The sequence below is a fragment of the Paenibacillus cisolokensis genome (genome assembly GCF_050481165.1).
GTDB lineage: Bacteria > Bacillota > Bacilli > Paenibacillales > Paenibacillaceae > Paenibacillus_AH > Paenibacillus_AH cisolokensis.
The window spans coordinates 1-21,086 of record NZ_JBCNFP010000073.1; the positions used below are offsets into that span (position 1 = coordinate 1).

The following is a 21,086-nucleotide window of genomic DNA, read 5'->3' on the forward strand; positions in this document are numbered from 1 at the left end:
CGCAAGGCGCTGCGCCGCCGCCGCAAGCGCCACCGGCGCAGCCCGGCCCCGCATCCGCCGGCTCGGCGGCTGCGCAAGCGGCGGCTGACGGCGGCCCGCAACCGCCCGTCGCCGGCTCGGAAGGCCGGCCATTGGTATCGCCCCATACCGCCGTACAGTCCGGCTTGCTCCAGTCTCCCGAGCCGGGGAGCGCCGGCGCCGGCAGCCGGGACGCGCTGAAGGGCGCGCTGCTGTCGCTGGCGGCCGCAGACGGCGTCTCGCCGGCGATCCGGGAGACGGCGCAGCAACTTGTCCAGCATATTACCGGCCAGCAGCTGTTATTGTCGCCCGAACGGAACGGGGCGGTGTTTACGCACGCTGTCTTGTTCATCCCGCTGCAGCATCAGGACGGCAGCCAGACGGCCTCAGTCCACGTGCAAACCCGAAGAGGGAGAAGGGGAGAGCTCGATGCCGGGAATTGCCGGCTGCTGTTCGACCTTCGGATGAAGTCGCTCGGGGATACGATCGTCGACGTGCAAATTGTCGAACGGATTGTCAGCCTTACGCTGTGGAACGACCATCCGCTGACGGCGGCGCTGGCGGAAGAAGCACGGGACGAGCTGGCGTCGGCGCTTGAGCGTTCCGGTTACCAGTTGCTGTCGATGCGGTCGGCTCCGCTTGCCGATTCCTCCTTCGAGCGGAAGGAAGACAACGCGCATTCGGGGCGGACAGGGATTTCGCTGCCGGAATTTGCGTCGAGAAAATATAAAGGGGTGGACTACCGGGTATGAGCGGACAAACCGGAACAAGCGGCGGAGGGGCGGACAGGCCGCTGCGCAAAGCCGTGGCGCTCAAGTACGATCCGGGCGAGCGGTCGGCTCCGGTCGTCGTCGCGAAAGGCAGCGGCAGGCTGGCCGAGCGAATTATGGAAACGGCTGCAGAGCACGGCGTACCGGTTCAGGAAGACGCCTCGCTCGTGGAGGTGCTTTCGAAGCTGGACATCGAGCAGGAAATTCCGCCGGAGCTGTATACGCTCGTGGCGGAAATATTGAGCTTCGTTTACCGGGCTGACCATAAAGCGAGGGATTGGGAGTGAATAATGAATACGGAAGAATGCCGTCCGCCCTTTCGAAACGCCATGTAACCGGAAGGCAGGGCGAACAAGCCGCGTTGGAGCATTTGGAACGACACGGTTATACGATTATCGGGCGGAATTGGCGATGCCGGTCGGGAGAGCTGGACCTTATCGCGACCGAAGGCGACCGGATCGTCTTCGTCGAGGTGCGAAGCCGCCGCAGCGTCAACCGTTTCGGGACGCCGCTCGAATCGGTCGACGTGCGCAAGCAGCTTCAGGTTCGCGCGACAGCGCAAGTGTTTCTGCGAGCCAGAGGGTTGGAACATTGCAAAATCCGGTTTGACGTCATTGCCGTCATCATCGGGCCGGGCGGGGAAATTGCCGAGCTGAAGCACATCGAAGGCGCATTTTAGCCCCAAGCCATATATGGCGATTTCGAGCAAATGGGAAGCGTTTCATCGCACGAACGGGAATCGTTTCGCGATTATAGCCGAAGGAGGCCGCCTGCGACAGGCTGGCCTCCTTCGGCTATCCTTTCAACTTCAACTTTGCAAATCGAGCTTCCGGTATTGAATCGCTTCGGCGATATGCTCGGGGTCGATGGTGTCGCGCTCCTCCACGTCGGCGATCGTGCGCGCCAGTTTCAGCACCCGGTCGTGCGCCCGGAGGCTGATGCCCATCGTGTCGAACGCTTCCCGCAGCAGCAGCGAGCTGTCCTTCGACAGCCGGGCGGTCCTGCGGAGCGCGGCGCCGGACAAGTCGCCGTTCCAGTCGATGCCGGTCATCCGCCGCCGCGCCTCCTGGCGTTCCCTGGCGGCTGCGACCTTCTCCCGCATCATGGCGGTCGTCATTTCGCCGTTCGGCATATCGTACGACGCAGGCCGGGGAACTTCAATCTGCATATCGATCCGGTCAAGCAAAGGACCGGACAGCTTCGCGCGATATCTCGCGATCTGGACCGAGGTGCAGTGGCAGGAGCGGTCGTCCGTGACGCTGTCGTGTCCCCAATAGCCGCAAGGGCACGGATTCATCGACGCGGCAAGCATGAAGGACGACGGAAAGCGAAATACCGCCCGCGCCCGGGCGATCGTCACGAAGCGGTCTTCCAACGGCTGGCGCAGCACTTCCAATGCCTGGCGCGAAAATTCGGGAAGCTCGTCCAGAAACAGCACGCCGCGATGGGCGAGGGTCACTTCGCCCGGCTTCGGTATCGTTCCGCCGCCGATCAGTCCGCCGGTCGATATCGTATGATGGGGCGAGCGGAACGGCCGTTCCCGGATGAGCGACGAAACGCCGGCAGGCAGCTGGCCGGCTGCGCTGTAAATTTTCGTCACCTCAAGCGCTTCCTGCTCGGTCAAATCGGGCAATATGCCGGGCAGCCGGCGGACCAGCATCGTTTTGCCCGTGCCGGGCGGTCCTGACAGCAGAATGTTGTGCCGGCCGGCGGCGGCGATCAGGAGCGCGCGCTTCGCGATCGGCTGGCCGATGACGTCGCCGTAATCGCCGCAGCCGCCCGCTTCGCCCCTCTCGCGCGGCGGGGCTGTAGCGTTCGCCTCCCCGGGAACCCCTGCGCAAGCGAGGTCGGCCGCCCGCCGCAGCGGCGCCCAATCCCGGGGACGGCCCGGCGCGCCAAGCTCGTCGAGATGGGTCAGCGCGAAGCGTTCCATCCCGCCGATCAGCGCCGCTTCGGCGACGTTGCCGGCGGGCAGCATAACGCGGCCGATCCCGGCCCGCCGGGCCTGTTCGACCATCGCCAGCACGCCCGGCACCGGACGAACCGCGCCGTCCAGCGCCAGTTCCCCGATCAGCAGCATGCCGGCGAACAGCTCGCCCGGCAGTTGGCCGCTTGCGGCAAGTATGCCGGCCGCGATCGCCAAATCGAAAGCGGTTCCTTCCTTGCGGAGATCGGCCGGCGCAAGGTTGATCGTGACCCGCTCCAGCGGAAAGACGAAGCCGCAGTTGCGCAAAGCGGCCCTTACGCGATCGATCGATTCCCGCACCGCCGGATCCGGCAGCCCCACGATATTCACCTGTGGCAAGCCGCTTGCGATATCGACTTCGACTGCGATCGTTCGGCCATCTACGCCGTGCACGCTCCCGCTCGTCATCATGCTGAACATAAAAAAGCACCTCCGAAACAGACGGACGAAGGTGCTTCCTCTCAACCCGCATAAATATTCGAACGACAAATCTTTACATCTATCGTAAAGCGTAGCCGTTTGCCTGTCAAGATCGCGGCGTTTCGTTCATGCATTCGTTCAAGCCGGTGAAACGGCGGTCCGAACCCGTCCGTGTGCAATTTTTGCTCGTGTTGGCTATAATAGAGACGAGCTTTCTCCGCCGCCCTTTCGCCGACCGGTGTCTTATCGGGGTAAGAAAGGGCTGCCGTTCGGCGCCTTGTCGGGAGGAAGAAGGATCGCCGATCGGTGTATTTTCAGGGGAAAAAAGGTTCGCCGATCGCAGCTTTGTCGGAAGGATGAAAGTTTCGCCGGATGAGCGTCCGGACGGTTTCGGCATCAATTTTCTTCCTTCCCATCTCATTTCGAGAACAAACCGATATCAAAAAAATGCTGTCAATATGTCGAAAAAATGAGGAAAGCGGATCATTTTAGTGGTACAATATTAGATGTTGTGTACATATGACTTGACCAGAGTCTGCGGAATGGAGGATTTCAATGAATATCCACGAGTATCAAGGCAAAGAAGTCCTGAAACAATACGGTGTTACCGTACCGGAAGGCAAGGTGGCGTTCACCGTCGACGAAGCGGTCGAAGCCGCGAAAGCGCTCGGGACGTCCGTCGTCGTCGTGAAAGCGCAAATTCATGCCGGCGGACGCGGCAAGGCGGGCGGCGTCAAGGTTGCCAAAAATTTGGACGAGGTGCGCGAGTATGCGAGCCAGCTGCTCGGCAAGACGCTCGTCACCCATCAGACGGGACCGGAAGGCAAAGAAGTGAAGCGGCTCCTGATCGAGCAGGGCTGTGACATTAAAAAAGAATATTATGTCGGCGTCGTCGTCGACCGTTCGACGGGCCGCGTCGTCATGATGGCATCCGAAGAAGGCGGCACCGAGATCGAAGAAGTGGCGGCCCGCACGCCGGAGAAAATTTTCAAAGAAGTAATCGATCCGGCCGTCGGCCTGCAGCCGTTCCAGGCGAGAAAGCTGGCGTATGCGATCAACATCCCGAACGAGCTCGTAGGCAAAGCGGCTCAATTCATGCTGTCGCTGTATGCCGCGTTTGTGGACAAGGACTGCTCCATTGCGGAAATCAACCCGCTCGTCGTGACCGGAGACGGCAACGTGATGGCGCTCGACGCGAAACTGAATTTCGATTCCAACGCGCTGTATCGTCATCAGGACATTGTGGCCCTGCGCGATCTGGACGAAGAGGACGAGAAGGAAATCCAGGCGTCGAAGTACGACCTGAGCTATATCGCACTTGACGGCAATATCGGCTGCATGGTCAACGGCGCCGGTCTCGCGATGGCGACGATGGATATTATCAAATATTACGGCGGCGACCCTGCGAACTTCCTGGATGTCGGGGGCGGTGCGACGAAAGAGAAAGTGACCGAGGCGTTCAAAATCATTCTGTCCGACGAAAACGTCAAAGGGATTTTCGTCAACATTTTCGGCGGCATTATGCGCTGCGATGTCATTGCCGAAGGCGTCATCGCCGCAGCCAAGGAAGTCGGCCTGGACCGCCCGCTCGTCGTGCGGCTGGAAGGTACGAACGTCGATCTCGGCAAGAAAATGCTGAACGAATCGGGTCTGAACATTGTAGCCGCCGATTCCATGGCGGATGGCGCACAAAAAATCGTCGCGCTCGTGAAATAAACGAAATCATTTACGGGGATGTGGGCTATCGATGAGCATTTTGGTCAATAAAGATACAAAAGTGATCACGCAGGGCATTACGGGGAAAACGGCCCTGTTCCATGCGAAGGGCGCGCTGGATTACGGCACGAAAATGGTCGGAGGGACATCCCCCGGCAAAGGCGGGACGAAAGTGGATATCACGCTCGAGAACGGAACGACCGCATCGCTGCCGGTCTTCAATACGGTGGCGGAAGCTGTTGCTGCGACCGGCGCGACCGCTTCGGTTATTTATGTTCCGCCGGCAGGAGCCGCCGATGCGATCATGGAAGCGGTCGATGCGGAGCTCGAGCTTGTCATCTGTATCACAGAAGGTATTCCGGTACTGGACATGGTCAAGGTGAAACGGTTTATGGAAGGCCGCAAGACGCGTCTGATCGGGCCGAACTGCCCGGGCGTCATTACGCCTGACGAGTGCAAAATCGGCATCATGCCGGGATACATCCATACGAAAGGCCACGTCGGGGTCGTTTCCCGCAGCGGAACGTTGACGTACGAAGCGGTCCATCAGCTGACGACGCGGGGCATCGGCCAATCCTCCGCGGTCGGCATCGGCGGCGACCCGGTCAAAGGCTCCGAGTTTATCGACATTTTGCGCATGTTCAACGATGACCCGGATACATATGCGGTCATCATGATCGGCGAAATCGGCGGCACGGCGGAGGAAGAGGCGGCCGAATGGATCAAAGCGAACATGAAGAAGCCGGTCGTCGGCTTCATCGGCGGCGTCACGGCGCCTCCGGGCAAACGGATGGGCCATGCGGGCGCCATCATCTCCGGCGGCAAAGGAACGGCGGCCGAGAAAATCGCTACGCTGGAAGCCTGCGGCATCAAGGTGGCGCCGACGCCTGCCGAGATGGGGGCGACGCTCGTCAGCGTGCTGGAGGAGCGCGGCCTGCTGGAACGCTGCATTACCCGCAAGGCGTAAACGGCGGTTTAAGGCCAATCGCATAGCATATCGGATGAAGGTAAGCAACCTTCTCGTCTCCGAACGGAGAATGAGAAGGTTGCTTTTTGTTATATTCATACAAGGAAAATGGGGCTTTTGCTTGCATTCTGTTTGCGGGTAACGCAAAATAGTAAAGGATGCGCTGGCCCCGTTACGAACGGGAGGATTCGACATGATGAATCAATCGGTGCAATCCCGGGTGCTTGTCACCCTTCACGAAACGCCGGGCATCGGGTGGAGAACGATCCGCAAGGCGGCGGATGCCGGCGATTGGAGCGCCTATCCCGGCTATCGTCCGGATGAGTGGATGGCGATCGGCTTCTCCAGCGATCAGGCGCGCGCGGCGGCGGAAGCGTTCGGGAGCGGGGCGGTCGGGCGCACGGACGAAACATGCCGTCGTCTCGGCATTCGGCGCATCACGCGCTTCGACGACGAATACCCGCGGCTGCTGGGCGAAATTCCGCAGCCTCCCTGGGTGCTGTACGCGATCGGCGATACGGCGCTGCTTCGCCGCCCGGCGATCGCCGTCGTCGGCACGCGCGTGCCGACCGTCTACGGCCGCCACACGGCGGCGCGGCTTGCCGGAGAGCTCGCCGCGATCGGGCTGACGGTCGTCAGCGGGATGGCCAAAGGAATCGACAGCCTGGCCCACGAGGCCGCGCTCGCTGCGCGCGGCGGAACGATCGCGGTGCTGGGGACGCCGGTCGACACCGTCTATCCGAAACAGAATGCCGCCTTATACCGCCGTATCGCCGAGCAGGGGTTGCTTCTGTCCGAGTACCCGCCCGGCACGCCGACGCATCCGGGTTTGTTCCCGCAGCGCAACCGGATTATCGCCGGGCTTTCGGCCGGCACGCTCGTCGTCGAGGCGGCGAAGAACAGCGGCTCGCTCATTACGGCCGATATGGCGCTCGATATGGGACGCGGCATTTATGCGGTGCCGGGACCCGTTCATTCTCCGAAGAGCGAAGGAACGAACGGCCTCATCCGCGACGGACGGGCGCTGCTCGTCGGCAACGCTTCCGACATTGTCGTGGACTGCGCCGTGCTCATCGCTGCATATGATGATGATGAGCAGCCATTGATCCGTACGCGCCGGACAGAGGAGACGAAGCCGGACCGGCCGTCGTCTCGGGACGGCCGTTTGGCCGACGGGGAGCGGCATGTGCTCCGGCTGTTGCGCGAAAAGGCGCGCTCCGCCAACGAGCTTCATGCGTTAACCGGCTATCCGTTTGGACTTTTGCACGCGATTCTGATAAATTTAACTGTAAAACATAAAATTCAACTGCAACCGGGTTCCCTATACACATCGCATTGTCATAGCGGCAGCAGAGAGGAGGACGCTTAGTGGCTGATTCACTTGTCATCGTCGAATCTCCGGCGAAAGCCAAGACGATAGGCAAATATCTGGGCAGCAAATATATCGTGAAAGCCTCCATGGGACATATTCGCGATTTGCCGAAGAGCCAGATCGGCGTCGAGATCGAGAACGATTTCCAGCCGAAATATATAACGATCCGCGGCAAAGGCAGCGTCCTGAAGGAACTGAAGGATGCAAGAAAAAAAGTCAAGCGCGTCTATCTCGCGGCGGACCCCGACCGCGAGGGCGAAGCGATCGCCTGGCATCTGGCCCATTACCTGGAGTTGGAGGAAGGCGAAAACTGCCGCGTCGTGTTTAACGAAATTACGAAGCAGGCGGTCAAGGACGCATTCAAGCAGCCGCGCAAAATCAATATGGATCTGGTGAACGCGCAGCAGGCGCGGCGCATACTGGACCGGCTGGTCGGCTACAAGATCAGCCCGCTTCTGTGGAAGAAAGTGAAGAAGGGGCTGTCCGCCGGCCGCGTACAATCCGTTACCGTCAAGCTCATTATCGATCGCGAGAACGAGATCGATGCTTTCGTGCCGGTCGAATATTGGTCGATCACGGCGGCGATGAAGCTCGGCGACGCCGCTTTCGAGGCCAAATTTTACGCCATCGGCGGCGAGAAACGGGAGCTCGGCAACGAGCAGGACGTTCAGGAAGTGCTGCGGGCGCTAGAAGGGCGTCCGTTCGTCGTAACGGATGTGAAGGAGAAGGAACGTCTGCGCCATCCCGCGCCGCCTTTCATCACAAGCTCGCTGCAGCAGGAAGCGGCGCGCAAGCTCGGCTTCCGGACGTCGAAGACGATGTCGGTGGCGCAGCAGCTGTACGAAGGCGTCGATTTGGGCAAGGAAGGCTCTGTCGGTCTCATTACCTATATGAGGACCGACTCCACCCGCATTTCTCCCGTTGCGCAGGAAGAAGCGCGCGCCTATATCGGAGAAAAATACGGCGCCGCATATGTGCCGGAACAGCCGAGGGTCTATACGAAGAAAAACGCGAATACCCAGGATGCCCATGAGGCGATCCGCCCGACCTCCGTCCTGCGCGAACCGGAAACGGTAAAGGAATATATGACCCGCGACCAGTTCAGGCTGTACAAATTGATCTGGGAACGGTTCGTGGCAAGCCAGATGTCTTCCGCCGTGCTCGACACGATGACCGTCGATCTGACGGCCGGCGACGTTACGTTCCGCGCGGTCGGCTCCAAAATCAAATTCCACGGTTTCATGAAAGTATACGTGGAGGGCAACGACGACGGAACGGAGGAAGACGACAAGTTTCTGCCCCCGCTCAAGCAAGGCGACGAAGTGGCCGTCAGCTCGATCGAGCCGAAGCAGCATTTTACGCAGCCGCCGCCGCGCTATACCGAGGCGCGCCTGATCCGAACGCTCGAGGAGCTCGGCATCGGTCGGCCGGGCACCTATTCGCCGACGCTGGAGACGATCCAGAAGCGGGGGTATGTGGCGCTCGAGGACAAGAAATTCGTCCCGACCGAGCTCGGGGAGCTCGTCATTCAGCTTATGGAACAATTTTTTCCGGAAATTCTCGACGTGGAATTTACCGCCCATATGGAAGATGATCTCGACCATATCGAAGAAGGCAAGGTCGATTGGGTCAAGGTGCTTTCTTCCTTCTACAAGTCGTTCGAGAAGCGGCTGGAAGTGGCCGAGGACGAGATGAAGGAAGTCGAAATCCAGGACGAGGTTTCGGATGAAGTATGCGACAAGTGCGGCCGCCCGATGGTTTACAAGATGGGACGCTTCGGGAAATTTCTGGCTTGTTCCGGATTTCCGGACTGCCGCAACACGAAACCGATCGTCAAGGAAATCGGCGTCGCCTGTCCGCAATGCCATGAAGGCCGCGTCATCGAGCGCCGCAGCAAGAAAGGGCGCATCTTCTACGGATGCGACCGTTATCCGGCATGCGAATACGTCTCATGGGACAAACCGGCGGGCAAGCCGTGCCCGACATGCGAAACGATGCTTGTCGAGAAGCGCAACCGCAGCGGAACCCGGCTGCAATGCCCGCAGTGCGGCTATACGGAAGAACTGCCCGATAGCGAGCAGGCGTAAAGCCGTTCCGGAAGCCGGACGGCCAGCAAGAAAGGACGGGGAATCAATTGTCACAACAGGAACGCGTGACGGTCGTCGGCGCAGGACTTGCAGGAAGCGAAGCGGCCTGGCAAATCGCCGCGCAGGGCGTGCCCGTCACGCTGTACGAGATGCGTCCGGCCACACGGACGCCCGCGCATCATACGTCGCATTTTGCGGAGCTCGTTTGCAGCAACAGTTTGCGGGCGAACGGGCTGACCAACGCCGTCGGCGTGCTGAAGGAAGAAATGCGCAGGCTCGGCTCGCTCATTATGGCGAGCGCTGACCGCCATGCCGTGCCGGCAGGCGGCGCCCTTGCCGTCGACCGCGAAGGCTTCTCCGGCGAAGTGACGAGCCGGCTGCGCGAGCATCCGCTTGTCGAGGTCCGTACGGAGGAAGTGAAAGACATTCCCGAGGACGGCATCGTTGTCATCGCCACGGGACCGCTAACGGCTCCCAAGCTGTCCGATCGTATCCGCGAGCTGCTCGGAGAAGAATATTTTTATTTTTACGATGCGGCCGCGCCGATCGTGGAGAAAGACTCCATCGATATGAGCAAGGTATATCTGGCCTCACGATACGACAAGGGAGAAGCCGCATATTTGAATTGCCCGATGACGGAAGAGGAGTTCGACCGTTTCTACGAAGCGCTCGTGTCGGCCGAGACGGCGCAGCTGAAGGAATTCGAGAAGGAAATTTATTTCGAAGGCTGCATGCCGATCGAAGTGATGGCTTCGCGGGGCAGGCAGACGCTGCTGTTCGGCCCGCTCAAGCCGGTCGGACTCGTCAATCCGCATACGGGCAAGCTTCCGTTCGCTGTCGTTCAGCTGCGCCAGGACAACGCCGCCGGAACGCTGTACAATATGGTCGGCTTTCAAACGCATCTGAAGTGGGGCGAGCAGAAGCGCGTATTTTCGCTCATTCCGGGGCTGGAAAATGCCGAGTTTGTCCGTTACGGCGTTATGCACCGCAATACGTTCATCAATTCGCCGCGTTTGCTCAAGCCGACATACCAGACATTGCAACGCGACACGCTGTTTTTCGCCGGCCAGATGACCGGCGTCGAAGGTTACGTCGAATCGGCGGCCTCGGGGTTGATCGCCGGCTTCAACGCCGGGCGGCTGGCCCGAGGCCTTGCGCCCGTGACGCTGCCGCAAGATACGGCGCTTGGCAGCATGGCGCATTATATCACGACGGCTGACTTCCGGCATTTTCAGCCGATGAACGCCAATTTCGGGCTGTTTCCGCCGCTCGGGCGAAAAATTCGCAACAAGAAAGAGAAGAACGAAGCGATCGCCGAACGCGCGCTTGCACAGCTGGAATCGTTCAAGCGGCAATATTGGGAACAGGAGGCGTAGGCTATGGATATGCAATTCCATGCGACGACGATTTGCGCTGTCCGTCACGACGGGAAAGGCGCCATCGCGGGAGACGGCCAGGTGACCTTCGGCAACAGCATGGTGATGAAACATCAGGCCAAGAAGGTGAGAAGGCTGTACCGCGGCCAGGTCGTCGCCGGATTCGCCGGTTCGGTGGCGGATGCGATTACGCTGTTCGAGAAGTTCGAAAGCAAGCTGGAGGAGCATCACGGCCATTTGCAGCGGGCGGCGGTCGAGCTGGCGAAGGAATGGCGCTCCGATCGGGTGCTGCGCAGGCTGGAAGCGATGATGCTCGTCATGGATGCGTCGGGACTGCTGCTGATCTCCGGAAACGGCGAAATTATCGAGCCCGACGACGGCATATTGGCCATCGGTTCCGGCGGCAGCTTCGCCTTGGCGGCAGCCCGGGCGCTGAAGCGCCACGCTCCGCAATTGAGCGCCAGGGAGATGGCGCAGACGGCGCTCGAAGTCGCGTCCGACATATGCGTTTATACGAACCGCAACATTGTCGTGGAGGAGATCGGTTAATTGCAGTGTTCCGATGAAAGTGAACGTCGCGAAAGGGGTGCCCTATGGGAAAAGAAGCATTGACGCCAAGGCAAATCGTTGCCGAGCTGGATAAATATATCGTTGGACAGAAACAGGCGAAGCGCTCGGTCGCGATCGCTCTCCGCAACCGGTATCGCCGTAGCCGGCTTGATGAGGCCATTCGTGACGAAATCGTTCCGAAGAACATTTTGATGATCGGTCCGACCGGCGTCGGCAAGACGGAGATCGCCCGTCGTCTGGCGAAGCTGGTGAATGCTCCGTTCGTCAAGGTCGAAGCGACCAAATTTACCGAAGTGGGCTATGTCGGCCGCGACGTCGAATCGATGGTGCGCGATTTGGTGGAAACGGCGATCCGGATGGTCAAGTCGGAGCGGACGGAGCAAGTGCGCGACAAGGCGGAGCATTTGGCGAACGAAAGAATCGTATCGCTGCTTGTCCCTTCGCCGAACAAGTCGAAAGGGCAGAAAAATCCGTTCGAGATGCTGTTCGGCGGCAACCAGCCGGCCAAGGAAGAGACGGAGGCCGAAGTGGACCCGGGCATCGCCGAGCGCCGCAAACAGGTGAAAGAGCGTCTCGATGCCGGGCTGCTGGAGAACGAACTGATCGAAATCGAAGTGGAAGACAACGCGCCCAGTATGCTCGATATGCTTTCCGGCCAAGGAATGGAAGGCATGGGCATCAATATGCAGGAGATGTTCGGGCAATTGCTGCCGAAACGAACGAAGAAACGAAAGCTGCCGATCCGCGAAGCCCGGAAAGTGCTCGTTCAGGAAGAAGCGAACAAGTTGATCGATATGGACGATGTCATCGCCGAATCCGTGACGAGAGCGGAGCAATCGGGTATTATATTCATTGATGAAATCGACAAGATCGCCAGCCCGTCGCGCGGCTCCGGACCGGATGTGTCCCGCGAAGGGGTGCAGCGCGATATTTTGCCGATCGTGGAAGGCTCGACCGTCATGACGAAATACGGGCCGGTCAAAACCGACTATATTTTGTTCGTGGCGGCCGGCGCATTCCATATCGCCAAGCCGTCGGACCTGATCCCCGAGCTTCAGGGACGGTTTCCGATCCGGGTGGAGCTGACCACGCTCAGTCTGGACGATTTCGTCAGCATTTTGAAGGAGCCGAAGAACGCCTTGACGAAACAATATTCCGCATTGCTCGAGACGGAAGGGATCAAGGTCGATTTTTCGGACGCCGCGATATACGAGCTGGCATCCATTGCCGCGGAAGTCAACCGCAATACGGAAAATATCGGTGCGCGCCGTCTCCATACCATTTTGGAGAAGCTGCTTGAAGATTTGTCCTTCGAAGCACCGGATATTACATTGGATCAAATTACGATTACACCGGAATATGTACGGGAGAAATTGGCTTCGATTGCGCAGAATCGGGATTTGAGCCAATATATCTTGTAGTGGGTAAGTGTTTTGGGAGGCCACAGGCATGACGTTATTGACTAAAACCAGAACGCTGAACCGGCTGCTGCAGCGCGCGGCCGGAAAGGCGCTCAATTTCAAAGAGATGGCGGAAGTGTTGAGTTCGACCATTCAATCGAATGTGTTCGTCGTCAGCCGCAAGGGAAAAATTTTGGGCTGCGCGGCTTATGCCGCCTACGACCACGATCTGCTCAAATCGATGTCCGGCGAACTGCGGTTTCCGACGGACAGCAACCGGCGGTTTCTGCTTATGAACGAACCGGTAACGAACGTCGCCCCCGACGCCGGCATCATGGAGACATTCCCTTCGTTGTCCGGCCATGAAATTATGACGGTCGTTCCGATCACCGGCGGAGGCGATCGCCTCGGAACGCTCGTACTTACGCGCCAGTCGGGACCGTTCGGAGATGATGATCTGGTGCTCGCCGAATACGGTTCGACCATCGTCGGGATGGAGATTTTGCGCGAGCGGGCCGAAGAGGTGGAGATGGAGGCGCGCAGCCGGGCGGTCGTAGCTGTCGCCATCGGATCTTTGTCATTCAGCGAAATGGAAGCGGTCGAACATATATTTGACGAATTGGATGGGAAGGAAGGACTCCTTGTGGCTTCCAAAATTGCCGACCGTGTCGGCATTACCCGTTCGGTTATCGTTAATGCGCTTCGCAAGCTGGAAAGCGCCGGCGTGATCGAGACCCGGTCGCTCGGCATGAAGGGCACATACATCCGCATCCTTAATCCCCAACTGCTTCAAGAGTTGGAAAAAAACAAAAACTAAATTGGGACTATTTAACTATAAGAGCCCTATCTTTGCAAAAAGATAGGGCTTTTTTCTTATTGTAATAAAATACTAAATTGAGGAAGATTATGATGTCGGCAAATATCGACATTCTGTTCTCATTTTTTTAATGTTAATCTGTCAAAGAAAGAAGGAATGCGAAAGAAATTGTGGAATTTTAATTTCAGCATGAGAGAAAGTGGGGAATAGTGCGTGAATTTGTTGAATGGTGCCGAATTTCGACGTCTGGAAACCGCCATTTTGGCTGCCGGGCAGCGGCAACAGGTAATATCTAACAATTTAGCAAATGTTGACACGCCTCATTTCAAACGCTCCGACGTTCTCTTTGAGGAACTATTGGAGGAAGTCATAAAGGAGGGGGCGAACCCGATTGTGGGTAGAAGGACCGAATCCCGCCACCTTCCGATTGGGTATGATGTCGCAGTACCGCAGCCTCTCATCGTCACCGATGAAACTTCTGTCATGAACAACAATTTGAACAATGTCGATATGGACCGCGAAGCTTCGTTAATGGCGAAAAACCAACTCTTGTACAACGCCTACGTGCAGCAGGTCAATCATGAGATCCGGATGCTGCGCGTCGGAATCGACGGGAGGGTATAATCGTGAAGCTGAACAACGGATTTGATGCGAGCGCTTCGGCTCTGACCGCCCAACGGTTGCGGATGGATGTGATCGCTTCGAATATCGCGAACGCGGAGACGACAAGAGCCGCTTATGTCGACGGCCGGTTCGTGCCATACAAACGCAAAATGGTTGTCATGGAGCCGATGAAGCCGAGCTTCTCGGATATGCTGAACAGGGAGCTGAACGGCGGCGCGGCGGGCGGCGTGAAAGCGACGCGCATCGTCGAGGACCAGTCGCCGCTGCGGCCGGTCTATAATCCGACTCATCCCGACGCCGACGAGAACGGCTACGTCATGATGCCGAATGTCGACATTATGAAAGAAATGGTGGACATGATCTCGGCAACGCGTTCTTATGAGGCTAACGTCACGGCTTTGAACGCGTCGAAGGCGATGTTCATGAAAGCTTTGGAGATCGGCAAATAGTGAATCGTAAGGAGGATCGTTTATGATTGAACCGATGGCGCTAGGCCCAGTCCGGCATTCGCTTGAAACGGGAGGGGCGGCGATCAGAAAAGAACCGACGCCTGCCGACGTATCCCGATCGTTCGGGGAAATGCTGAAAAATGCGATCGACGGCGTCAGTGAGCTGGAACAAAGCGTACATACCATGAACGACAAGTTTTTATTAGGGGAAGTCGACATATCTCAAGTCGCGATAACGGCGGAAAGGGCGCTGCTCAGCCTCCAGCTGACCTCACAAATCCGCAACAAGGCCGTCGAGGCCTACCAGGAAATCATGCGGATGCAGATCTAATTGCACTATTCGACATGGCAAAGTATCTGTGTGAGGTGACGATGTGAAAGAGAAGCTAGCCCACTACCGCGAAAAGCTCCGGCAAGTTTGGGGCCAGATGGGCAAAAAACAGAAACTGTGGCTCGGAGCGACGGCCGGCGTGTTATTGTTGTCGGTCGTAATGCTGACCTTTATCTTTTCGAAAACGGAGTACGAAGTCGCGTTTCAAAATCTGGATGCGACCGATGCGGCCGCCATTATGAATTATTTGGACAGCAACGGCATTTCTTATCAGCTGTCGCCGAACGGAGACAGCATCTCCGTACCGAGCGCGGTGGCGTCCCGCGTTAAAGTGGATGTCGCGTCGCAAGGCCTGGTCCAGAACGGCACGATCGGATTCGAGGCTTTCAATACCGGCGCTTCCCAGTTCGGGATGACGGACAACGAGTTCAACGTCAAATACCGCAATGCGCTGAACGGCGAGATCGAACGGCTGCTGAACGGGATGCAGGGCGTGCAAAGCTCGAACGTGCTCGTCAATTTGCCCGAAGAGTCGGTATTTATGGTTCCGGAGGATCAGGAACGGGCTTCGGCCTCGATTCGCATCAATTTCAAGACCGGCTACCGTCCGTCTCAGGAAGAAGTGGACGGCTATTTCAATCTGGTCCGGACGGCCGTGCCGAAGCTGGCCATCGAAGACATTACGATCTCCAGTCCGGCAGGCGAGCTGCTTCCTTCGGAGAAGCTGACCGGGACAGGTGGAGCGGTCGGAACGGTCGACAAGCAGTTCGAAATTCAGCGCAAATACGAAACGGATCTGAAGCGCAACATTCAGCAGTTCCTCGGCCGGATCGTCGGGGCGGACAACGTCGTCGTCAGCGTGGCGAGCAGCCTCAATTTCGACCGGAGAAGCACGGAAGAAAACCTTGTGCGGCCGCTCGAAAACAACGACAACAACGGCATCATTATCAGCGAGCAGGAAACTTCGCGGTCGGTCACCGGACAGAGCGGTGCGGGAACGGGCGGCGTCGTCGGCACGGGCGAAACCGATATTCCCGGCTACCAGGCGACGGAAGGCGCGGGAACGAGTTCTTCCGAAGAAACGAGCCGGACGACCAATTACGAAGTGAGCCGGGTCCACAACAAAATCGAGTCCGCTCCGTTCGTCGTCAAAGATTTGGCGATCAGCGTCGGCATTAAAGCGTCGTCGCTCAGCGAGGAGCAGCTGAATCAGGTGCAGACGTCCATCGTCAATCTGGTTCGGGGCCAGCTCGTCGATTCCGGCCAGGACGTCACGAACGACGAACTGATGGCGAAGAAAGTGACGCTGATTGCCCAGGAATTCGCGGCAGAAGAAGGAGAGCAAGGCGAAGCGGGCTTGTCTCTGGCATGGTGGGTCGGCATCGGGGCGGCGGCGCTTGCGCTTGTCGGCGGAGCGGCCTACGTTATCGCGCGCAGACGGAAGCAGCAGGAGGAAACGGAGGAGCTTCCGATTCCGACGAAAGTGGAATACCCGACTCTCGATCTCGAAAACGTCGGAGGCGAGAATCAGGCGCGCAAAAATCTCGAGTCGCTTGCCAAGCGCAAGCCGGATGAATTTGTCAACCTGCTTCGCACCTGGCTTGCGGATGAATGAAGGAGGAGCTTATGGCAAAAGCGATGCATGGATTGACCGGACGCCAGAAAGCGGCCATTCTCCTGATCACATTGGGGCCGGAAGTATCCGCCCAAATTTTCAAGCACCTGCGCGAAGAAGAGATCGAACAGTTGACGCTGGAGATTGCCAATGTCCGCAAGGTGGACAGCGCGGAACGGGAACAAATATTGGACGAGTTTCATCAGATATGCCTCGCCCAGGAATATATTACGCAGGGCGGGATTGCGTACGCCAAAGACATTCTGGAGAAGGCGCTCGGCGAGCAGAAGGCGACCGAGGTCATCAATAGGCTGACGGCGACGCTGCAGGTTCGCCCGTTCGATTTTGCACGAAAGGCGGAACCGACGCAAATTTTGAATTTCATCCAGAACGAGAACACCCAGACGATCGCGCTCATTTTATCGTATTTGCAGCCGGAGCAGGCTTCGCAAATTCTGTCTTCGCTTCCGCAGGACAAGCAGGCGGAAGTGGCGCGGCGAATCGCGCTGATGGACAGCACGTCGCCCGAAGTGATTTCGCAGGTCGAGCGGGTGCTCGAACAGAAATTGTCCGCGACCGTTACGCAGGATTATACGACCGCGGGAGGCGTCGACTCGATCGTGCAAATTTTGAACGGCGTCGATCGGGGGACGGAGCGCACGATACTGGACGCGCTGGAAATACAGGACCCCGAGCTGGCCGAAGAAATCAAGAAGCGGATGTTCGTCTTCGAAGATATCGTCAACATCGACAATCGTTCGATTCAGCGTATTATCCGCGACGTCGAAAATGCGGATCTTCAGCTTGCGCTTAAAGTGGCAAGCGAAGAGGTGCGCGACGCCATCTTCCGGAATATGTCCAAGCGGATGGCGGAGACGTTCAAGGAAGAGATGGAATATATGGGCCCCGTCCGGCTGCGTGACGTCGAAGAAGCGCAAACGCGCATCGTAGCGACGATCCGCAGGCTCGAGGAAGCCGGCGAAATTATAATCGCCCGCGGCGGAGGAGATGACATCATTGTCTAACCTGATCAAATCGTCGCATGTCGTGCCGGCGGGAGACCGCAGAGAAATTGCGGCGCCGATCCGGTATACGCCCCCTGCCGATACCGCGCAGCCTCCGGCGAATCCGGCAATCGCCGAGCCGGACGAAGAGACGGTTTCGCTTCGCGACCAGCTGCTGGCCGACGCGCAGGCGTTCGCCGAGGAGCGCATCCGGGATGCCGCGGTGCAGGCGGAACAGATGCTCGAAGAAGCGAAGGCGCGCATCGAGCAGTGGTGGAGCGAAAGAAGGGCCGAAGACGAGCGCATCATCGAGGAGGCGCGCGCCGCCGCTACCGACCGCGGCTATGCCGAAGGCAAGGCGCTCAGCGAGAACGAGCTAAGGGAGCAGCGGGAACAGGCGATCGCCTCGGCGCGGGAATTGCTCGAAACGGCCTACCGGATTCGCGACCAGATCATTCAGGAGGCTGAACCGTTTCTGGTCGATTTGAGCTGCGCCATCGCCGAAAAAATTATTGACAGGCAGCTGACTATCGAACCCGAATGGAGCCTCGACCTGATTCGCAAATCGCTTTCGCGCCGCCGCGAACAGGGCGTCATTACACTGTGCGTCGCTCCGGAACGGCTCGCGTTCGTGCAGGCGGCCCGCGAGGAATTGACGCTTGCGATCGATTCGCAGGCCGAGCTGCAAATATTGCCCGACGCCAGCGTCGGCGACAAAGGCTGTGTCATCCGATCCGCATTCGGCAGCATCGACGCCCGCATCGATACGCAGTTGGCGGAAATCAAGCGGGAGCTGATCCATCTCGCGCTGCAGCACGACGAGCGGGAGGACGACCATGAACATCGTTAGGCCGGAGGCGGGCAAGTATATCGAACATTTGCGCACGCTGGACCCCGTCCGTGTCAACGGCAAAGTAACGCAAGTGATCGGGTTGACGGTCGAATCGGAAGGGCCGGATGCCAGCGTCGGCGACGTATGCTACATCTATCCGACGAAATCGGCCAAGCCGCTTATGGCGGAAGTGGTCGGCTTCCGGGACAATAAAGTGATTCTCATGCCGCTTGGCGAGCTTTCCGCGATCGGTCCCGGGTGCGACGTCGTCGGAACCGGAAAACCGTTGACCGTGCAGGTCGGCTCCGAGCTGCTCGGCAAAGTGCTCGACGGCTTGGGCAAGCCGCTCGACGGCTCCATCCTTCCAAGCCGGATGCCGCATTACCCGACAGACAACAAGCCCGGCAATCCGTTGATGCGTCCGCGCGTCACGGAGCCGATCGGAATCGGCGTCCGCGCGATCGACGGCCTGCTCACGGTCGGACGCGGGCAGCGGGTCGGCATTTTTGCCGGCTCCGGCGTCGGCAAGAGCACGCTGCTCGGCATGATCGCGCGCAACACATCGGCCGACGTCAACGTCATCGCGCTCATCGGCGAACGGGGGCGCGAGGTGCTCGAATTTATCGAGAAGGATCTTGGCCCCGAAGGGCTGTCCCGCTCGGTCGTCGTCGTCGCCACGAGCGACCAGCCGGCGCTTGTCCGGATGAAGGGCGCGCTGATCGCCACGACGATCGCCGAATATTTTCGCGACCGGGGACTTGACGTCATGCTGATGATGGACTCGGTCACCCGCTACGCGATGGCGCTGCGGGAAGTCGGACTCGCCATCGGGGAGCCGCCGGCGACCCGCGGCTATACGCCATCGGTGTTCGCCAATCTGCCGAAGCTGCTGGAACGCGCCGGCACGGGGCCGACCGGTTCCATTACCGCTTTCTACACCGTGCTGGTGGACGGCGACGATATGAACGAGCCGATCGCGGATGCCGTGCGCGGCATTCTCGACGGACATATCGTGCTGTCGCGAAGCCTGGCGAACAAGGGACATTTTCCGGCGATCGATATTTTAAGCTCGGTCAGCCGGGTGATGAAAGACATCGTCTCCGAAGAGCAGCAGGAAGCCGCCCGTGAATTGAAAAGATTGCTTGCTGTTTATAGAGATTCGGAAGATCTGATCCATATTGGGGCGTATCAGCGGGGGTCGAACGAAGAAATTGACAAAGCAATCGAATATTTCGGACAGATCCAAAGCTTCACCCGGCAAAAAACGGACGAAAAAGTGAGTTTCGAAGAAGCGCGCGATCGTTTGATTCGCGACTTTTACAGGAGTTGAACCGGCAGATGAAATTTCACTATCCGTATCAGAAAATCGTCGATCTGAAATCGAGCGAGAAAACCCAGGCCGAGTGGCTGTTGTCGGCCGCGATCGGCAAGCTTCAGGCCGAAGAACTGTCGCTGGAGCAGCTTCTGGAGCAGCGCGCCATCTGGACGCGCCGGATTCAGGAAGCGGCGGAGACGGCGGTGCCGCTTGCCGAGCTCCAGCTGATTCAGACCTATCTCGACGCCCTGGACGCCCGCATATCCCGCAAAACAGCGGAGGTGCGGGAGGCGCGCCAGGCGGTAGACCGGAGCCGGTCGCATCTGACGGACAAAATGAAGGACGAGAAAGTATGGATGAAGGCCAAAGACCGTGCATTCGACCAGTTCCGCAGCGCCGGTCTGAAGCGCGAGCAGAACGAGCTGGACGATATGGCGACCGCCCGTTTCGTCATGGCGGCCCGATGACGCCGGTGACGGGCCGTTGTGCAGGGAAGGGAGGGAACTGACGAATGGAAACGGAGAAACAGGGGTACAGCGCTTTTGAGCGGATCATGTTTTTTTTGACGCCGATTCTGTTCACGCTGGTGCTGCTTGGCGTACTGCTGACGCTGTTCAATTTCGATGTCCGCAATAAGCTGCTGGAAATCGGCGGTGCCATCCCTTTGCTCAGCAATGTGCTGCCCGCACCCGAGCCTCGACCGGGCGATGCCGGGAAGGAAGCGGAAACGGCCAAGACCGAAAGCCAGGAAGAGAAAGTGAAGCAGCTGCAGGCGATGCTCGACGAGAAAGAAGCGCAGCTTGCCCAGCTTGCCGAGGAAAAGCAAAAACTGGACGCTTCGATTGCTGAGCTGCAGAAGGAAATTGCGGACATCACGCAGCGGAACGAAGCCGAACGGCTCGAAGAGGAGCAGTATGAGGCGAGAATCAAAGAACTCGCCGCCATGTATGCGGATATGTCGCCGAGCAAAGCGGCCCCGATACTGGAAAGCTTGACGATGGAAGAGCTCGTGCTCGTTCTCGATTCGATGAAGGCCAGCAGCCGGTCGAAAATTATGGAGAAGCTGACCCCGCAGACGGCGGCGGAAGCGTCCATGAGGCTCAAGGATTTGTTGCCGGTTAAAGACCGGCAGATGGCCGCGCTGCAGGCAAGGGCCAACGCGACCGGCACTGCCGGGCAGAAAGCCGGTTCCGTGCTGCTGGAAGACGGGCAGCTGCAGGCGACGTTCTCTTCCATGGACCCGAAGCAGGCGGGGGCGCTGCTGCTCAAAATGTCGGAAGTCAGTCCGAGCAAAGTGCTGCGCATTTTGAGCGCGCTGGACGATCGGGCGCGTTCGGGCATTTTGGCGGCGATGGCCGAAGCCGACGATGCGGTGACGGCCCAACTCGTATCGAAACTGATGGCGGGGAAATAAAGGCTGCGCCCGGATGAGACATC

At 58.7% G+C, this 21,086-nt stretch carries 20 protein-coding genes and 1 pseudogene; 20 read left to right on the forward strand and 1 reads right to left on the reverse strand.

The genetic code is table 11. The annotated features are described in order from the left end of the window. The 3 genes and pseudogenes from ABEV74_RS12355 to ABEV74_RS12365 form a co-directional block, all read left to right on the forward strand. Nucleotides 1–770: pseudogene (locus tag ABEV74_RS12355) on the forward strand (hypothetical protein); the annotation flags it as partial. Next, on the forward strand, nt 767–1,075 hold the full coding sequence (locus tag ABEV74_RS12360; RefSeq protein WP_430146382.1) for an EscU/YscU/HrcU family type III secretion system export apparatus switch protein: 309 nt from the start codon (nt 767–769) through the stop codon (nt 1,073–1,075). The pseudogene ABEV74_RS12355 and the gene ABEV74_RS12360, both read left to right, overlap by 4 nt. After that, entirely contained in the window at nt 1,072–1,467 is a 396-nt protein-coding gene (locus tag ABEV74_RS12365; RefSeq protein WP_430146384.1) for a YraN family protein, read from the forward strand. Before ABEV74_RS12360 ends, ABEV74_RS12365 begins: the two co-directional genes overlap by 4 nt. A 129-nt stretch (nt 1,468–1,596) precedes the next feature. Here ABEV74_RS12365 and ABEV74_RS12370 read toward each other — a convergent pair whose 3' ends face one another. After that, on the reverse strand, nt 1,597–3,174 hold the full coding sequence (locus ABEV74_RS12370; protein WP_430146386.1) for a YifB family Mg chelatase-like AAA ATPase: 1,578 nt from the start codon (nt 3,172–3,174) through the stop codon (nt 1,597–1,599). A 555-nt stretch (nt 3,175–3,729) separates the two neighbouring features. Here ABEV74_RS12370 and sucC point away from each other — a divergent pair. From sucC to ABEV74_RS12455, 17 genes are all read left to right on the forward strand, one after another. Next, a complete protein-coding gene (gene sucC, locus ABEV74_RS12375) occupies nt 3,730–4,890 on the forward strand; it encodes an ADP-forming succinate--CoA ligase subunit beta (protein ID WP_430146387.1) in 1,161 nt (386 codons plus the stop codon). A 31-nt stretch (nt 4,891–4,921) separates the two neighbouring features. Then, a complete protein-coding gene (sucD, locus tag ABEV74_RS12380) occupies nt 4,922–5,857 on the forward strand; it encodes a succinate--CoA ligase subunit alpha (protein ID WP_062492554.1) in 936 nt (311 codons plus the stop codon). Nucleotides 5,858–6,050: 193 nt separating this feature from the next. Beyond that, nucleotides 6,051–7,226 (forward strand): DNA-processing protein DprA, encoded by a 1,176-nt coding sequence (gene dprA, locus ABEV74_RS12385; RefSeq protein WP_430146389.1) that lies wholly within the window; start codon nt 6,051–6,053, stop codon nt 7,224–7,226. Further along, nucleotides 7,226–9,316, forward strand: coding sequence for a type I DNA topoisomerase (gene topA / locus ABEV74_RS12390; protein ID WP_430146390.1), 2,091 nt, complete (start codon nt 7,226–7,228; stop codon nt 9,314–9,316). The genes dprA and topA overlap by 1 nt, the downstream gene beginning before the upstream one ends. Nucleotides 9,317–9,363: 47 nt before the next feature. Then, nucleotides 9,364–10,692 (forward strand): FADH(2)-oxidizing methylenetetrahydrofolate--tRNA-(uracil(54)-C(5))-methyltransferase TrmFO, encoded by a 1,329-nt coding sequence (trmFO, locus tag ABEV74_RS12395; protein ID WP_062492556.1) that lies wholly within the window; start codon nt 9,364–9,366, stop codon nt 10,690–10,692. Nucleotides 10,693–10,695: 3 nt separating this feature from the next. Next, nucleotides 10,696–11,241, forward strand: coding sequence for an ATP-dependent protease subunit HslV (hslV, locus tag ABEV74_RS12400; RefSeq protein ID WP_062492557.1), 546 nt, complete (start codon nt 10,696–10,698; stop codon nt 11,239–11,241). Between the two features lie 44 nt (nt 11,242–11,285). Next, nucleotides 11,286–12,683, forward strand: a complete 1,398-nt coding sequence (hslU, locus tag ABEV74_RS12405; protein WP_062492558.1) for an ATP-dependent protease ATPase subunit HslU — start codon at nt 11,286–11,288, stop codon at nt 12,681–12,683. A 28-nt stretch (nt 12,684–12,711) separates the two neighbouring features. Beyond that, complete coding sequence (gene codY, locus ABEV74_RS12410; protein WP_430146393.1) at nt 12,712–13,479, forward strand: GTP-sensing pleiotropic transcriptional regulator CodY; 768 nt, start codon at nt 12,712–12,714, stop codon at nt 13,477–13,479. Between the two features lie 213 nt (nt 13,480–13,692). Continuing rightward, nucleotides 13,693–14,103, forward strand: a complete 411-nt coding sequence (gene flgB / locus ABEV74_RS12415) for a flagellar basal body rod protein FlgB (protein ID WP_430146394.1) — start codon at nt 13,693–13,695, stop codon at nt 14,101–14,103. 2 nt (nt 14,104–14,105) lie between these two features. Next, nucleotides 14,106–14,552, forward strand: coding sequence for a flagellar basal body rod protein FlgC (gene flgC, locus ABEV74_RS12420; protein ID WP_062492561.1), 447 nt, complete (start codon nt 14,106–14,108; stop codon nt 14,550–14,552). A 22-nt stretch (nt 14,553–14,574) separates the two neighbouring features. Next, the gene (gene fliE / locus ABEV74_RS12425; protein ID WP_062492562.1) at nt 14,575–14,883 is read left to right on the forward strand and encodes a flagellar hook-basal body complex protein FliE; all 309 of its coding nucleotides are present in this window, start codon (nt 14,575–14,577) and stop codon (nt 14,881–14,883) included. A 43-nt stretch (nt 14,884–14,926) separates the two neighbouring features. Beyond that, nucleotides 14,927–16,498, forward strand: coding sequence for a flagellar basal-body MS-ring/collar protein FliF (gene fliF, locus ABEV74_RS12430; protein WP_430146396.1), 1,572 nt, complete (start codon nt 14,927–14,929; stop codon nt 16,496–16,498). Nucleotides 16,499–16,509: 11 nt separating this feature from the next. Further along, a complete protein-coding gene (gene fliG, locus ABEV74_RS12435; RefSeq protein WP_062492564.1) occupies nt 16,510–17,523 on the forward strand; it encodes a flagellar motor switch protein FliG in 1,014 nt (337 codons plus the stop codon). Continuing rightward, nucleotides 17,516–18,352, forward strand: coding sequence for a FliH/SctL family protein (locus ABEV74_RS12440; RefSeq protein WP_430146398.1), 837 nt, complete (start codon nt 17,516–17,518; stop codon nt 18,350–18,352). The genes fliG and ABEV74_RS12440 overlap by 8 nt, the downstream gene beginning before the upstream one ends. Beyond that, entirely contained in the window at nt 18,339–19,664 is a 1,326-nt protein-coding gene (fliI, locus tag ABEV74_RS12445) for a flagellar protein export ATPase FliI (RefSeq protein WP_145977195.1), read from the forward strand. Before ABEV74_RS12440 ends, fliI begins: the two co-directional genes overlap by 14 nt. Nucleotides 19,665–19,672: 8 nt before the next feature. Beyond that, the gene (gene fliJ / locus ABEV74_RS12450; protein WP_062492566.1) at nt 19,673–20,116 is read left to right on the forward strand and encodes a flagellar export protein FliJ; all 444 of its coding nucleotides are present in this window, start codon (nt 19,673–19,675) and stop codon (nt 20,114–20,116) included. 44 nt (nt 20,117–20,160) lie between these two features. Continuing rightward, a complete protein-coding gene (locus tag ABEV74_RS12455; RefSeq protein WP_062492567.1) occupies nt 20,161–21,063 on the forward strand; it encodes a MotE family protein in 903 nt (300 codons plus the stop codon). The last annotated feature ends 23 nt before the right edge of the window (nt 21,064–21,086 follow it).